This is a genomic window from Shewanella sp. P1-14-1 (assembly GCF_001401775.1).
In the GTDB taxonomy this organism is placed as follows: domain Bacteria; phylum Pseudomonadota; class Gammaproteobacteria; order Enterobacterales; family Shewanellaceae; genus Shewanella; species Shewanella japonica.
On sequence record NZ_LKTL01000010.1, the window covers coordinates 87,143 to 102,739 of the forward strand.

13 protein-coding genes are annotated in these 15,597 nt (G+C 39.3%); 9 read left to right on the forward strand and 4 right to left on the reverse strand.

Annotated elements, in window-relative coordinates; translation table 11 throughout:
• The first annotated feature begins 37 nt into the window (after positions 1–37).
• Together AN944_RS09125 and AN944_RS09130 are read left to right on the forward strand one after the other, a co-directional pair.
• On the forward strand, positions 38–1,282 hold the full coding sequence (locus AN944_RS09125) for a hypothetical protein (RefSeq protein WP_055024295.1): 1,245 nt from the start codon (positions 38–40) through the stop codon (positions 1,280–1,282).
• Positions 1,283–1,589: 307 nt separating this feature from the next.
• Positions 1,590–3,116, forward strand: a complete 1,527-nt coding sequence (locus AN944_RS09130; RefSeq protein WP_055024296.1) for an MFS transporter — start codon at positions 1,590–1,592, stop codon at positions 3,114–3,116.
• Positions 3,117–3,389: 273 nt separating this feature from the next.
• Here the strand turns inward: AN944_RS09130 and AN944_RS09135 are convergent, their stop codons facing one another.
• The 3 genes from AN944_RS09135 to AN944_RS09145 all read right to left on the reverse strand — a co-directional run bounded on the left by AN944_RS09135 (position 3,390) and on the right by AN944_RS09145 (position 7,871).
• Positions 3,390–5,690 carry an OmcA/MtrC family decaheme c-type cytochrome gene (locus tag AN944_RS09135; protein WP_055024297.1) on the reverse strand — a complete coding sequence of 767 codons (2,301 nt, stop codon included), beginning with the start codon at positions 5,688–5,690 and terminating at the stop codon, positions 3,390–3,392.
• A gap of 406 nt (positions 5,691–6,096) precedes the next feature.
• Positions 6,097–7,056, reverse strand: coding sequence for a LysR family transcriptional regulator (locus AN944_RS09140; protein WP_055024298.1), 960 nt, complete (start codon positions 7,054–7,056; stop codon positions 6,097–6,099).
• 110 nt (positions 7,057–7,166) lie between these two features.
• The gene (locus AN944_RS09145) at positions 7,167–7,871 is read right to left on the reverse strand and encodes a 16S rRNA pseudouridine(516) synthase (protein WP_055024299.1); all 705 of its coding nucleotides are present in this window, start codon (positions 7,869–7,871) and stop codon (positions 7,167–7,169) included.
• Between the two features lie 125 nt (positions 7,872–7,996).
• Between AN944_RS09145 and glnD the strand changes: the two genes are divergently transcribed.
• The 7 genes from glnD (at position 7,997) to AN944_RS09180 (ending at position 15,081) form a co-directional block, all read left to right on the forward strand.
• The gene (gene glnD, locus AN944_RS09150) at positions 7,997–10,615 is read left to right on the forward strand and encodes a [protein-PII] uridylyltransferase (RefSeq protein WP_055024300.1); all 2,619 of its coding nucleotides are present in this window, start codon (positions 7,997–7,999) and stop codon (positions 10,613–10,615) included.
• 31 nt (positions 10,616–10,646) lie between these two features.
• A complete protein-coding gene (locus AN944_RS09155; RefSeq protein ID WP_082419967.1) occupies positions 10,647–11,186 on the forward strand; it encodes a YcxB family protein in 540 nt (179 codons plus the stop codon).
• 179 nt (positions 11,187–11,365) lie between these two features.
• Positions 11,366–11,626: a hypothetical protein gene (locus tag AN944_RS09160; RefSeq protein WP_055024301.1), complete on the forward strand. Its 261-nt coding sequence runs from the start codon at positions 11,366–11,368 to the stop codon at positions 11,624–11,626.
• Between the two features lie 176 nt (positions 11,627–11,802).
• Positions 11,803–12,678, forward strand: coding sequence for a MipA/OmpV family protein (locus AN944_RS09165; RefSeq protein ID WP_055024302.1), 876 nt, complete (start codon positions 11,803–11,805; stop codon positions 12,676–12,678).
• A gap of 2 nt (positions 12,679–12,680) precedes the next feature.
• Positions 12,681–13,097, forward strand: a complete 417-nt coding sequence (locus tag AN944_RS09170; RefSeq protein ID WP_055024303.1) for a DUF3019 domain-containing protein — start codon at positions 12,681–12,683, stop codon at positions 13,095–13,097.
• Entirely contained in the window at positions 13,097–13,810 is a 714-nt protein-coding gene (locus AN944_RS09175) for a winged helix-turn-helix domain-containing protein (protein ID WP_055024304.1), read from the forward strand. Before AN944_RS09170 ends, AN944_RS09175 begins: the two co-directional genes overlap by 1 nt.
• A gap of 17 nt (positions 13,811–13,827) precedes the next feature.
• The gene (locus AN944_RS09180; RefSeq protein ID WP_055024305.1) at positions 13,828–15,081 is read left to right on the forward strand and encodes an ATP-binding protein; all 1,254 of its coding nucleotides are present in this window, start codon (positions 13,828–13,830) and stop codon (positions 15,079–15,081) included.
• Positions 15,082–15,100: 19 nt separating this feature from the next.
• On the opposite strand, the gene AN944_RS09185 is transcribed toward AN944_RS09180, so the two are convergent.
• Positions 15,101–15,406: a DUF1289 domain-containing protein gene (locus AN944_RS09185; protein WP_055024306.1), complete on the reverse strand. Its 306-nt coding sequence runs from the start codon at positions 15,404–15,406 to the stop codon at positions 15,101–15,103.
• Positions 15,407–15,597: the final 191 nt, after the last annotated feature.

The following is a 15,597-nucleotide window of genomic DNA, read 5'->3' on the forward strand; positions in this document are numbered from 1 at the left end:
CACTAATCCGTTATAAATAAATCAATAAGGTACGCGGATGAAATATTGGAAAAGAACAGGAAAATGGATTTGTATTTTATGTTTAGCTTGCCATTCTGCCACTGCTGCAGAACATCACTTTTCAGGCCTGATTGATGTAAGAGCCAGTTACACAGATGGCACTGAATCTTATGTCGATGGTGGCTTAGGAAAATTTCGCTTTGATGATGGCACTCAATTATCACTTTCCCAAGTTGGCCTGACCTATAAAGTGGATTGGGAAAACGCATTTTCAGCGCATGTGACAGCCAATGGTTATCTTGATAATACCCGTAATGATATTGGTATTACCGAAGCATTTTTAAATTATCGCAGTTTGCCCTGGCAAAATGGCCTTAGGTTAAAAGGTCGATTAGGCTTAATGTACCCTGATATTTCTCTGGAAAATATCGCCACAGCTTGGTCGTCCCCTTATACATTAAGCTATTCGGCGATAAACAGCTGGTTAGGTGAGGAGTTTCGCCATCTTGGTGCAGAACTCACCCTTGAGCGCTTAGGAAAATTCCATAACTCAAAACATGACTTAGCCTTATCTGCAGCTTTATTCCAATATAATGATACCGCTGGCGCCATGCTCGCTTGGCATGGTTGGACACTCAGCTCCCGTCAAACCTTACTCCATGAATCCTTGCCATTAAGTAATATTCCCAGCTTAGCAGGAGGCAGTTTAGATGATCAGGCCGATGAATCAGATCCTTTTATCGAACTAGATGATCGTTTTGGTTATCACGTACATGGTCAATGGCGATTTAAAGGAAATGGCGAAGTGTCATTAGGTTATTATGATAACAATGCCAATACTCTCGTCTTTAAGAATGGCCAATATGCTTGGCTGACAAAGTTTACTCATGCTGGTGTCAAATGGCGTTTACCCTACCAAATCGAACTCATCAGCCAAATCATGTATGGCAGCACGTTGATGCAGTCACCAGAAGCTGTAGATGTGGTTAATAATGACTATCAAGCCGCCTTTGTTTTATTAACTAAACGTTGGGATAAACATCGCCTGACTATTCGAGCAGAAGATTTTGAGGTATCAGACAATGATGCCACGTTCGACGATAACAATAATGAACAAGGCAATGCCCTCACCTTGTCGTATCAATATCGTTTACAAAAAAGCTGGTTTATCCAAGCTGAATATAACCGTATAGACGCGACTCGTGATGCCAGAGTTGAACAAGGTTTACCCAAAGAGATGCTAGAGCAGCAGTGGCAATTAGCCACTAGATGGTATTTCTAACACCCAGTTGCCGCTTCATTAGCCATGGATTGGCTGTTACCGCTTTTTTTACTTCATAACAAATCATGCCTAAGTGGTTAAAAAATAATTTGAAGAACGGTTATCCATAATTAAAAAAGCAGCAACCTGCGCAATAATCAGTCCATATTTCAATTGTGTAACCCTCGCATGACGCCAATCTGCCCCTCAAAGATTTAACATTCAATATAAAGCGCAATTTTTATCACAGTTCTTTTGTATTTTGTTTCAAATTAGGTAAAGTGTCTGCCAGCTTAATGTTAATAATAATCATAATAAAAGGTGAGATATGAGTGAAAATTCACACTCAGGTAACGACCTCAGTGAAGTAAAACAACTTGGGATGTGGGCATCGATTGCCAGCCTGAGTTATATTTTTTGGATCGTCGGCGGCATGGAGCTGGTTGAACGTATCGCATACTACGGTGTAAAGGCCAGTGCTGGTCTTTATGCAAAAGCCCCCACCTCTGAAGGTGGCTTAGGTATTAGCCTTAGCGATTATGGTGTGATCATCGCAATTTGGGCCTTCATGCAAACCTTCATACCTGTCTTTACGGGCGGCATATCAGATCGCGTTGGTTACAAAGAAACCATTTTTGCCTCCACGATAATTAAAATCGCTGGCTATCTTGTCATGGCTTTCTTCCCAAGCTTTTATGGTTTCCTCTTTGGTGCCATTTTGCTGGCGGCGGGTACAGGTATTTTTAAACCGGGTATTCAAGGTACCTTAGTGCTATCCACTGGCAGACAAAACACCTCAATGGCTTGGGGTATATTCTACCAAGTTGTTAATATTGGTGGATTCTTAGGTCCGCTAGTTGCTGTGCATATGCGCCAATTATCTTGGGATAATGTGTTTTATGCCTGTGCTGCCATTATCTCGTTAAACTTTTTATTTCTATTAGCTTATAAAGAGCCAGGAAAAGAAGAACGCCTTGAGCGAAATCGTAAAATTAAATCTGGTGAAATTAAACAAGAAGCGCTATGGCGTGATGCCTTAAACGAGCTTAAAAAACCAGTGGTGATTTACTACATGCTAGTGTTTGCTGGTTTCTGGTTCTTGTTCAATGCCTTATTTGATGTATTGCCTATTCATATTGCAGAATGGGTCGATACCAGTGTGATTGTGACCTCGCTATTTGGCCCCGACGGCACATCTAATGGCTTTTTCCAATTCTGGTTAGGCCTAGATAACACAGGCACTAAGGTCATGCCAGAAGGCATGCTTAACCTCAATGCCGGTATGATTATGACCAGTTGTTTTTTGGTGGCAGCGCTTACTGCTAAATACCGTATAACCACAGCAATGCTAGGTGGTTGTTTGCTGAGTATCCTCGCATTTGTATTTATAGGTGCAACTAATGCGGCATGGATGATTGTACTAGCCATTGCTATGTTCTCTTTCGGTGAAATGATGATTAGCCCGAAGAAAAACGAGTTCATGGGTAATATTGCCCCTGAAGGCAAAAAAGCGATGTACTTAGGTTTTGTGATGTTACCGCAAGGGATTGGCTGGACTCTTGAAGGCTACTTTGGCCCTAAGTTATATGAAATGTACGCATCAAAAGAAGTATTCTCACTACAACTCCTTGCTGAGCGAGGCATGGATGCTGCTACAATTGGCGCTATTCCGCAAGGTGAAGCCTTTAGTACATTAGTGACTTTCACAGGTGAACCTGCTCAAGAACTCACAACCTTGCTGTATAACACCCATAACATTGGTATGGCGTGGTATATCATCGCTGCCATCGGCACTATTTCAGCAGTAGGTATTTTCCTTTACGGTAAATGGTTGTACAAATTACAACAAAGCTAATACCAAACTCTGCATGTAAATAGTAAAAAGCTGACTATGATGTCAGCTTTTTTATTGGGCAAGTGTTATTAAAGTAGTGTAAAAATTCAAGGTCATACTTCATGATGCTACACGTTAAACTCTTCACTCTGAACTATTTGAATTCGCGATTGCATTGTTAACCCTTTTCTAAGCAATAAAACATAAAAAGGAGCCCTAAGGCTCCTTTAATCATTATGCTAATCACAAAAAGTTATCGTAACCTTTTTAGCATACTAATAAACCGAAAAATCTTTAATGACTTGTTCCACTATGCATCACGTCAACACCATAGGTTTTACCTTCGGCATGACACGTTGAACAAGACTCAATCGGTAAATCAACCACTGAACCAGGTTCATCCTGTACATAAGCGCCATTACTCTTGAAGTGAGCTAATGCAGAGGCACTCACGTGACAACTACGACAAGCTTCAGAGATTGGCGAGATGAAACCAGCATCAGTTTCGACAGAGCGTTTACCTGATGTTAATCCACCATCTGCAGCAAATACGGTGCTATCTTCTTTATGACAAGCCTGACAATTATTTAACATTGCAGAGTACCCATTAAGATTGCCTTCAGCATCACGGTATACAGCTGGTTCGCCATCCCAGTAGCCAGCATGGAATCTATGAGCAACAGTAACGAGGTCTCGGTTAGCAAAAGATAAACCTTCAACGACATCCCATATTGCATTGCCATCAGCATCTACTTCGTCAGTTTTATACGATACTGTAGGGTGATAAGTAGGAGAACCACCTAAGTTTTCGCTATGACAATAAGCACATTGTGTGAACTCAGTGACACCGTGAGTGCTTTTTATATGCGTTAAGTTACCATGACAATCATTACACTTAGCTTCACTAATTGAAGTACGATCTGCATCAGCGATACGCATCTCAACAATATCTGCATCAGGCGTTAGGTTAAAGTACTTAGTCTCAGCCAGATTCGCCACGCCCATTTCAACAATATTGCCATCATCATCTTGGGTACACTCGACAATTTCACTTCCTGAGCCGCATAATTGCACTTCAGCCGTTGCGTAAATTGGACCCACTAATAAATCAGTCGCAAATTCAGCTTCGTTAACGACTACGCCATCAGAACTCATCACGCCACCAACGAAGTCCATTTTAAATCCACCATCGGCACCGTAGCCATGTGACACAGCGCCTGTATCTGCATCTAACGTGCCGATTAATAAACCACGGCCAGCATTAGTCATATAATCCGTGATTGACGCATAGGTTGCAGCATCAAGTAAGGAGCCGTTCATGCTCACTTCTGACGTAACGACTAATGTAGACATCCCAGCAGTTGCTGAAGCTTCTACTTCTACTGATTGAATATCAATAATAAACTTATCAGCTAACTCATCTCTGCCGCCAACACCATGAGCTTGCATAGGGCTTAAACTGCCCGCACCATGACAACCTGAACATGAAGCGTCACTTTCAGGCACAATTCCTAAGTGACCTTCACCAGTTTCAAAATCAACATTGGTATGGCAAGACACACAGGCTTCTGCATAAACATTGTCATTCCACTGAGTACCGTTGTCGTGACAGGTTGTACATTCATTCAACTCTGCAGGGAAGGCAATTTCAGAGAACATCTCTTTAGCTGCACCTTCTAGATTATCAATATGATGACCAGCGTGAATGGTGTGGATCATGGCATTAAAGTTAAGGTTATAACCTAAGGCTTCCGCTTCTTCATCCGTCACTGGATAAGAAGGGTTATGACAAGACACACAGTTTTCTACTTTTTGATAATTATGGTGTGCGCTAAGATCAGCGATACGTGAATCAGTATCTTCATAACCATCTAACTGGCCGTGACACTTAATACATGCCGCATTTGAAACGGAGTCTTTCTCTGAAATTGCGATTTCATTAGTCGCAGGAATAAAGTCAATTGGGGTAGAAAGCAGTTTATCTGAAACCGATGTGCCAGAACTATCGACAATATTATAAGTTCGAACCATGACACGATGAAGACTATTAGCATCCCCATTTTCTAAGACAATAGGCGCATTACCATCATGCTCCCAAGTCCCAGTATATGTACCAGGGTTGGCTTCATCTTCAACCAGAGTACAGGCATCTACCTCTGTTCCCCATGAATCTGCTTTACCCGTAGGCGTACAATACATGCTGTAGCTAAAATCATTTGCTAAACCATTACTTTCCCAAACAAGAGGTGCACCGGTATCAGTCATATTTTCCGTTTGGTTAGCCACATAAATAGCCACTTGATCTAAACCAGTAAAAGGTAAAGATTCACCTGCTGAATTTTTACCTGTGGCAGTAAATTTAACAGAAAATTCTTCGCTCCCCACTACAACGATATCTTCTGGTGCAACCGTTAATATAAAGTCTGCTGCAGATTCTACTGTAGAAACAACATTACCCGCAGGTGTACCCGGTTCACCTGGTGCCCCTGGCTCACCCGGAGCCCCATCTTGGCCATCTTCACCATCACTGCATCCCACTAACCCGATAACAGCCATCAACGCTGTTGCGAGTATTGTTCTCTTATAAGTTCTCATTATCGTATCCCTTTATTTTAGGTATTTGATTCTGCCGTGGCAGTGATTCCAATATAAAAGACAGCCTGTAATATGTATTAAACTTGTGTGGTAATTGTGATTGAAATTTAAAGATTCTGAGCTAAAAATTGCACAATTCGAGCTTAGCAATTTCGCTATGTAAAACTCACATAACTTATTGCTTTTATTTGATAGTTTGAGTTCAATTTATGATATTTACAATTTTATAATCAGCAAAACTGGGAAGAAAACAAAGTAACAAAATGATGGGTAATAGGTACTATCGTCTGAGTAGGAATAAACTTATTTAAACACGGTAAACAAACTCAAAAACCAGACTTAATTTGAAGGATAAAAAAGAAGCCTTTCGGCTTCATTTTAGGCGTTTATTTCGAGAAGCTATGCGTTACAAACTGATCAAATACTTCACTGAGTCCAATATAATTTCTCTGCTATTTTCACAGTAACGTCTATAAGGCGATGAACGTTCAATAATGTTGTACTCAGGGGATAAACATTTACCCACCAATTTTTGTCTTTCAAAAGCGGGGAGCTTTTCTACACGTAAATCGTCTAAGCTACCCAACACTTTGGATTCAGCAGTCGACATAAAACTGAAGCTTCTCATCGTCAATAGATGACAAAACCACTCTGAAACTGAAGTCACCCGACTGATGCTTGGGGGTTCGATACCCGATTGACGACAATAGATTTCAAACGGATCTAATTTGTCATTAAACCCCTTTCCTTCAAGAATCAAAAACGGATAGTTGCTAATTTCTTCTAAATCAATATAACCGCTGTTCCAAATAGGGTGATTTCGCCGAGCAGCAATAGAAGTAGAAGTAGAAATACCAATAACTTGAGACTCTAATTCAGTCACACATGCCCCGCCAAAATTAATCCCGAGGTCGATATCACCTTGATGAATTTTCTCTTCTGAGTATTCGTTCCATAAATGAAGCCTCACTTTACCCAATTTATCCATCACCTCTTCACGGCCTAAAGACAAAGCCAGCGAATTAATAATGATAGGAGTGACAGCAATATTGAGGACTTTAGAAGAATTGGTTTTATTCCCTGCACAAACAATTCTTTCTATATTTGAGGCAGATTCACAAAATTCACAGATGGGTTGATAAAGGTGCTCAGCTAACGCGGTAGGTTTTAAACCTTGCTGGCGACGATAAAACAACTCGTCGTCAAAGGTCAGCCTAAGTGCTGTGAGGCAGCGACTAATTTTAGGCGCTGAAACGCCAAGCTCTTTTGCAGCAAGATTGGCAAACCCCGTTTCATAGATAATTTTGAAAACCAATAAACTGAATACATCAAGTTCGCTAATTTTTTTTAGTGCTTTTATATCCATGTTATTGCCTGTTTAAATTTCATCCAGCCAAAACATTAGCACTAATATTTACAAAGTATATTGATCCAGTGCAGACTTATTAATCTTGAATCTGCTCATATCTATCTAAATTATTTCATTAAAATCTCTTCCTCAGTTAAATGACGAAATTTTCCACATTCGAGTTGAGTATCTAATTTGATACTACCTATCGACTCACGATGTAATGCCAAAACAGGATTTCTAAAGCGCCCAAACATACGCTTTATTTGATGATACTTACCTTCTTGTAAAGTCACCCTAGCTTGAAAAGTCGATAGAATTTCTAATTTTGCTGGCTTGGTGACTATATCTTCATATCCAAAATGCATCCCCTGTAAAAAACCAGCAATATAACTTTCATCGAGTGGATTTGCTAACGTCACCAAGTATTGCTTATTAACCTTAGTATCAGGTGCCATCAGCATTTCAGACCAACGGCTATCGTTGGTAATTAATAGTAATCCAGTCGAATGTAAATCTAGGCGACCTGCAATATGCATCAAATCCAGATCGATATTGTCAAGTAATGACAAAGCAGTGGGATGGATACGGTCTTTAGTTGCGCTGACGACACCATCAGGCTTATTTAACATATAGTATTGCCGTGTATGATGTTGTAACCACTCACCATCAAAGCGTATATGAGTAAATTCATCAATTTGTAAATCGACTGACTTACAAATTTCACCATCCACTTCAATGCGATTATCAAGTAATAACAACCTGACAGCTTTCTTAGAAATTTGCAGCTTTTGAGCAAAAAATTGATCTAACCGACTTCGCTTACTTCGCATTTTATAATTTATTCTCAATTAACTAATTAAAAGAATTAACTTATTCCGATTCATTTAGTTACTTCGTTTGAGTTAACAAACCAAATCGAATACCCTGTTTAAAGGCAAAACAATAAAGGAGTAACATGTCTTTGCAACCAGCTTATCCGATTTTACAGCCAGAAATGAGCATTGTAGACCTAAAACAATCCATTACTGAGTTTGATACCTGGTTAGAACAACAAATAAATAGTTGTTCTATCGCAGAAATACTGCAGCATCGAGCGCAGTTTTTCGACATTTTACTAAATCACCTTTGGCAAGCTACCCCGTTTGAAACCAGCACCATTTCCTTAAATGCAGTGGGTGGTTATGGGCGTAAAACACTTCACCCTTTTTCTGATATTGATATTTGCATTATCCATGACAGTGACTTATCAGCACATGACGCAAACTCCTTAAGCCATTTTTTAACTCAATTATGGGATTTAGGGTTAGATTTGGGCCATGCAGTAAGACGACTTGATGATACTTTTAAAGCCTGCGCAGAAGATGTCACTATTGCGACAACACTGCTAGAAATTAGACATATCTGTGGCCACGAGAATCACCAACACCAAGTTCTGAGTAAGCTTTATGGCGAAACAATTTGGTCAAGTGAAGCATTTTTTGATGCTAAATATGATGAACAAAAAGTGCGACACAATAAGGCGCAAGGTACCGCATTTAATATTGAGCCCAATTTAAAAAACAGTCCCGGTGGCATGAGGGATATTCAAACCATTACCTGGATTGCTCGTAAGCATTTCTCTATTGATGGTTTAAAAGATCTACGCCGACTTAAATTTTTAACTGACGATGAATACGCTGAGTTTATGGAGTGTCAAAACTTCATCTGGCGTGTCCGTTTTGCTTTGCATCAAGCCTCTAACCGCTCTGAAAATCGATTATTACTCCAGCACCAAGCTGAAGTTGCACGTCTGCAAGGTTTTGGCGATAGCGGTAATATCGCCATTGAAAAAATGATGCGCCAATTATTTAGAGCCATGAAACGTATTCGTGAGCTAAATCTAATGTTAATGGCTTATTTCGAACGTGAAATTGTGCCACAAAAAACACCTGTGATAATTGAGATAAATGAAAACTTCCAAATTTATAATGGGCAAATTCACGCTCAAAACCAAGACGTTTTTATTGATCGTACCCAAATCATGTCGATGTTTACCTTTATTGCCATTTATCACGAGCAAGTAACAGGTATCACCCCAGAAACATTACGACTATTGCGCCAAGTGCGACGAAGATTAATGGGTGACTTGCAAGATTATCAGGTTTGCCGAGAGTTATTTGTTAGCTTATTTAAGCACCCTCATGGAATGGGTCTGGCAATAACCTTAATGCATCAGCACGGTATTTTAGCCTCCTACTTACCTCAATGGCGTGAAGTCGTAGGTCAAATGCAGTTTGATTTATTCCATGCATATACAGTAGATGAGCATACTCATAAGCTACTGAAAAAAATATATGGCTTAACTCAAGATGAAGTGCCAGCAGATCAAAAACTGGCTGCTGATATTTTTGAACGTTTTCAAGCGAAAGAATCCATATTATTTGCAGCGTTATTCCATGACTTAGCAAAAGGTCGTGGCGGTGATCATAGTGAGCTTGGCGCAGTAGATGCCAAACTATTCGCAAAGTTTCACGGGTTAAAAACCTCACAACAGCAATTAATCAGCTGGTTAGTTGAGCAACATTTATTAATGTCTATTACGTCTCAACGAATGGATATACACGACCCAGAAGTGGTTAAAACCTTTGCAAAATCAGTTGGTAGTATTACAAAACTTGATGCACTATATTGCCTCACAGTTGCAGATATCCAAGCAACCAATGACGATTTATGGAATGACTGGAAAGCAAGCTTACTTACCGACCTGTATTTTGCAACGCGAAAAGCGCTCAGAAATGGCTTAGAAAATGTGTTGCAATTAAGAACCCTAGTCAGAGAGCACAAACAAGATGCTTTAGGCATTATTAGTCCTAGTGAAGCTCAACTTACTGAAATAAATACCTTGTGGAAACGGTTACCGTTATCATTCTTTAGTAATGCAATTCCAAGTGAAATCGCTAAATACAGTCTAGGTATTCTAAGCCACGAACAAGAAAATCATCCTGATGATCACTCACTCATCATACTTGATGACAGTAGCGTTAAAGGCTGTAGTGATGTGTTTGTTTACACCAAAGACAGACCTGGATTATTTATTTCATTATTTAACACACTGTCGACACTAAAAATTTCCGTTAACCAAGCTCAAATATCTAAAACCAAAGACGGATATGTTGTTGAAGCATTTAAAGTGCTCGATTTTGATGGCAAACCTATTTTTAGTGCCCAACGCCGTAAACAAGTCATTAAAAAATTACGTCAGGTACTCGATGACAATATGTCACCGCCTAAAACTCGACCTTCTCGCCATACCAAAAACTTTGATAATAAACCCACGATTGAGTTTATTCATTCTAAGAAGGCCGACCGCACACTAGTGCATGTACTGGCATTAGAAACCCATGAATTTATGGGACAAATTGCCAGTGCCTTTAGAGCACTCGATCTCAACATTCATTCAGCAGCAATTAGTACTGTGGGCGAACGTGCGGATAATGTATTTGCATTATCTAATCAACATGGCGCACAGTTAACTGAATTGGAGCAAGCTGAACTGCAGGAAAAATTAGTCAAATCGATCACTTCAACATTATAATTGCCCTATCTTTGTTGTATTAGAGCCTTATATGTCTGAAAGTCATAATCAAACTGAAGCCAGTACTATTAATAATGTTGCTGAAACCGATGACACCAATACCGTCGGTTTCAGTTACATTAAAGAATATATCCTTGATAAATCTCATTTTGAAGAAACCTACGACCAATCTGTCGAAGTTAACTTAAGTCCCAAACGGTATCTCAAAGCGATCGCTTTTACTGTTGCAGGATTTTTAATGACATTCACCGATGTGACACCTTATCTTGCCTACTTTTTTATTGGTTTAGGTGGTGTTGAAGCATTACAGGTTCGCTTTAATCGCGCATGGTGGCTAATGAGACAAATGATCAGTAAGTCGGCCAACAACCCCGTTACTATTACGATTAATGAGCAGGGAATACATTCTAAATCTAACTATATTGATCACCTTCTTCCTTGGACAGATATCTGTCGTGCTAAAGAGACCGATGAAGGCTTCTTATTAACCACTCAATCATTAAAGCATTACATTTCTAAGCGTTGCTTAAATGATGCTGCCATAGCGTTTATTAATCTAAAACTGAACTAAAACCATTTTAAGCTGACTAAATAACGTACAAGGCTACCTATGAGCGTAACGAGGTTAAGTCATTAGTAAATTTAAGTGGATAAATACTTCACATTATTTGTCCACATTTTAATGAGTTAACCATGAAAAAAGATGTCACAGTGGCCTTAAACCAATAATAAGTTCTCAAAGGACAACACATGAAAAAGCCAGCTTTTTATACATTCATTTCATTATCACTCATAGTGAGTTCAGCCAGTTTAGCCAATAATACGCAAGCGCCAATTGATATTGTTAATTCACTTACTGTCGCCTGTGAAACAACAGCAACAGAAGAACAAGTGGATAAAAACGAAAGGCAACAGTTTGTATCTGATTGCATCAATGCTCAACTGATTGAAATGGGCTATCAACGCCAACGTCAGCTAGCAAAAACAGATAAGACAAAAGAAAACATTTAACCTGTAAAAACATTGATATAGCCAAAAACAAACCAATGCACAACCTAAACAACACCAAGCAAACATAAGTATCAGTTTGTATCAAATCAATTAAACAAATTTTTCATTGATTAAATAGGTGTTAAAGTGGCACCTATTCATCGGTTTAATTGATAAATATAGGTTGTTTGTTTTTAATGTATCGATTATTTTTTGCCTTATTTGTATCACAATTTATTCTTTTTCCTGCCATTGCGGATGAACCTTGTCAACTTGACGGTGATTGCGTTGTTGTAGGTGAATGGGATATTAGTGTTGCAGTTGGCTATGGCAATAAAACTAATCCTATTGCCAATTACGACGATATTCCATTATATGTAATACCATCAATAGCTTACTATGGTGAAAGCTGGTTTTTTGACAACTTTAATTTTGGCTATACCCTAACAGAGCAAGAAACCTTTACCATCAACTTAGCAACAAGCTATAGCGATGAACGCGCTTTTTTTTATCGCTGGGATCCTTCTAATATCTTTCTTCCTCAATCTGCTAATACTGACCCAGTTTCTTCTCTACCTAATATTGGAGGGTTTGGAGTACAGAGTGTTGAGCAACCCGTTGTTTTAAATGAACTTGAAAGTCGAAACTTCACCGTATATGGTGGTGCTGAATTATTTTGGTATGGCCAGTTTGGCGTGCTGAAAATCGCAGCCGCTCATGACTTACTGAATGTCCATAACGGGCAAGAAGTAAATATTAGCTGGAACTATTCTTTAGCTGTGAGTGATTGGCGTTTTGATCTCACTCTAGAAACTGAATGGAAAAGCGCTGAAGTCATTGATTATTACTATGGTATTCGCCCCAGTGAAAATGCATACTGGAGTGAACAATACCAACCAAGTTCTGGCTGGAATAAAGCAATAGAATTAACAACGCGATACCGTATATCAGAGCGTTGGGACTTATTATTAGCTTTGCGCCATGCTCTACTTGCAGATGAAATTATAGACAGCCCAATAATAAATGAAGATTACTCCAACTCCTATTTTGCAGGAGCTGCATATAGGTTCTAACCTTGTTCCTCAAAGAACATAAGGTCTATCACCTTTTCGGTATATTAATACTGATTTTTAGTGCTTTCTTTGCCAAAGCTGATACGCTTATCGGGCAAGCACAGCTTTCGGCTACGCCTCGTTTATGTCTTATTGATGCAAATGATAGTATTTGTGAAATTGACATTGAGCTAAATTGGCAGGTCGAAAACGAACAATTGGTTTGTATCCAGTCAAATTACCAACCTATTGCTCGCTGGTGTAGTGATTCAACTGATGAACACTCGTTGCAAATATCAGTAAGTACAAATGAAGATATTCATTTTGTCTTAATAAATAAAAGCAATAATAATGAACTGGCGGAAGTAATCCTAAAAGTCACAAAAACGTCTGAACCCAAAATTCGACGACGTTACCGAAACCCTTGGAGTTTATTTTAATGGCAACCCCCCCATCAACTCATAGAGTTTTATTGGTTGAAGATGATATTCGTCTTGCCAATTTGATTGTGGACTATTTAAAGTCACACGATATGCACGTTGAAGTTGAGCGACGTGGCGATACCGTTCTAACACGATTAATTAGTTACAAGCCTGATATTATTTTACTGGATATCATGCTACCTGGACTTGATGGATTAAGCCTTTGTGAAAAATTACCTGACTATTTTGCAGGTCCAATTTTATTAATGAGCGCATTAGGCTCACCTGAAGATCAAATCAAAGGATTAGAATTGGGTGCTGACGACTACGTAGTTAAGCCTGTTGACCCTAGTTTATTAGTAGCTAGAATCAATAACTTACTTCGCCGTCAGGCACAACCTTCAAAACCTGAGTCACACTGTTTAAGTTTTGGTAAATTAAGTATTGATCCTCATACTCAAGCTATTCGCTTGGGGAATACGGAAGTAGATCTAACTAGCCATGAGTTTGAGTTATTATGGTTATTAGCCTCACAAGCGGGCCAAGTGTTGAGTCGTCAATATATTTACCAATACCTGCTTAATATTGACTTTGATGGTAAAGATAGAAAAATCGATGTCCGTATTTCGCGTTTGCGTAAAAAGCTAGGCGACAGTATTGAGACACCATTCAGAATTAAAACTGTTTGGGGACAAGGTTATTTATTCGCGCCGGAAGCGTGGAATAACTAATCGAGTTATAGAAGACTTTGAAAAGACTCTTCATCAGCCTATACCTATTATTAAGCTTAAGCTTTTTAGGTATAGGCTGGACTTTAGATAGCCTCTGGCAACAACAAGTCGACGAACACGACAACATAGACTCGCCTTTAATTGCTTTTGCCCTTCTATTGGCGCAACAACCTAAAGCTGATCGACAACAGCAGCTAGAAGCGATCATCGAAAAATACCCATACCCCTTACAACTATTTGAAAAACATGAAATAGCACTCAGTGCTGAAGTGGTGTTCTCTGACAATCAAATCATTACCACCACAGCAGATAAAGATCATGAACTGCAATTCATTGCTGTAGGCGATCAAGTCCTGATGGCAGGGCCAGTGGATGTTGACCCAAGAGGTCAGCTTAGAAACTTGTTCACCATTTTCTTTTATTTATTACTCGCATTTGTTGCGCTAATTTGGGTTTGGCCTTTATCAAAAGACCTTAAAACATTAAAAAAAGCGACCCAAAACTTTGGTGAGGCCAAGTGGAACACTCGCATCGAACTTAATGCAGGTTCACAGGTTGCACCACTGGCCAATACATTCAATGATATGGCAAAACATATCAGTGACTTAATTGAGAACCAGAAACACCTATCCAATGCTGTATCGCACGAGATAAGAACCCCTTTAGCGAGATTAAAGTTTGCTTTAGCGCTTCTACCTCAATACTGCCTTCCTAAAAGTGATGCAGAGCGCAGACAAGCTTTTCTAGATGAAATGCAGTTAGACATAAAAGAAATGGAAACCTTACTGCAAGAGCTATTAACCTATGCAAGCCTTGAGGTTCAACTAGAGCCGACATTAGAAAAATGCGAGCTAGTGAGTCTTACAGAGGAGCTCGTCAGCCGCCTGCAGCCATTGAATGAGAAACCTATTCACTTTCATCACTCTATGAATAACATGGGTATTATGGCGGAAACATCGCTTGTCGAGCGAGCGATTCAGAACCTAGTGACAAACGCACAACGATACGCCAACACCGATATTCATATCTATCTAAGCTATGATGAAAGGCAAGTCTATTTAGCGGTAGTCAATGATGGTGAAGCTATACCAGAAGAAGATCAGCCTAAACTGTTTGAGCCATTTTATCGCAGTAAATCTCAACATAAAGGCAATAAAGGACACGGATTAGGCTTAGCGATTATTAAACGAATAATGCAGCGCCATAAAGGACAAGTGAAGTTAGAAAGTGACCACAAGGCCACGACTTTTACGTTAATATGGCCAAGGTAAATCAAACACCTCAACGAGTTTAATCTAACGAAAAATCCCCAAAATCAAGGTCATCATCTGGCTTTTCATCAAAATCAAATTGAGGGTTAACTTCGGCTTGCTGCTGTTTTACCGCTATTTGATGGGCTTTATATTTTGCATATTGCCTACGACGTTTACGCTGTAAACATAAGCGAATAATATTGTGCTTTTTCGCATCACTAAAATGAAGCCAGTTAAAACGTTCATCTCGGTTTCTTAAGCAGCCCACACAATATCCGCGCGCATCTGTTTGACACACACCTATACACGGACTGGGTACCGACAGAAAACTGAGTTGCTCCATAACCTCTTTCGTATTGCACAATAATCATTCTAACTTAGCATTAAATAAGCAGATTGCCATATAACTAAACAATTATTCATCAATTAATCAGTAGCATGCCATCGCTAACATTGGTTAAAGCACTGAATTTGCATTAAGCTAACAGTAAGTTTATGAACAAACTGCCGTTAAATTAATAACTACATTGTGCT

Bases quoted from the DNA above. Each gene is read 5' to 3' on its own strand.
- AN944_RS09125 (WP_055024295.1), top strand. From the start codon at position 38: ATGAAATATTGGAAAAGAACAGGAAAATGGATTTGTATTTTATGTTTA.
- AN944_RS09130 (WP_055024296.1), top strand. From the start codon at position 1,590: ATGAGTGAAAATTCACACTCAGGTAACGACCTCAGTGAAGTAAAACAA.
- AN944_RS09135 (WP_055024297.1), bottom strand. From the start codon at position 5,690: ATGAGAACTTATAAGAGAACAATACTCGCAACAGCGTTGATGGCTGTT.
- AN944_RS09140 (WP_055024298.1), bottom strand. From the start codon at position 7,056: ATGGATATAAAAGCACTAAAAAAAATTAGCGAACTTGATGTATTCAGT.
- AN944_RS09145 (WP_055024299.1), bottom strand. From the start codon at position 7,871: ATGCGAAGTAAGCGAAGTCGGTTAGATCAATTTTTTGCTCAAAAGCTG.
- glnD (WP_055024300.1), top strand. From the start codon at position 7,997: ATGTCTTTGCAACCAGCTTATCCGATTTTACAGCCAGAAATGAGCATT.
- AN944_RS09155 (WP_082419967.1), top strand. From the start codon at position 10,647: ATGTCTGAAAGTCATAATCAAACTGAAGCCAGTACTATTAATAATGTT.
- AN944_RS09160 (WP_055024301.1), top strand. From the start codon at position 11,366: ATGAAAAAGCCAGCTTTTTATACATTCATTTCATTATCACTCATAGTG.
- AN944_RS09165 (WP_055024302.1), top strand. From the start codon at position 11,803: ATGTATCGATTATTTTTTGCCTTATTTGTATCACAATTTATTCTTTTT.
- AN944_RS09175 (WP_055024304.1), top strand. From the start codon at position 13,097: ATGGCAACCCCCCCATCAACTCATAGAGTTTTATTGGTTGAAGATGAT.
- AN944_RS09185 (WP_055024306.1), bottom strand. From the start codon at position 15,406: ATGGAGCAACTCAGTTTTCTGTCGGTACCCAGTCCGTGTATAGGTGTG.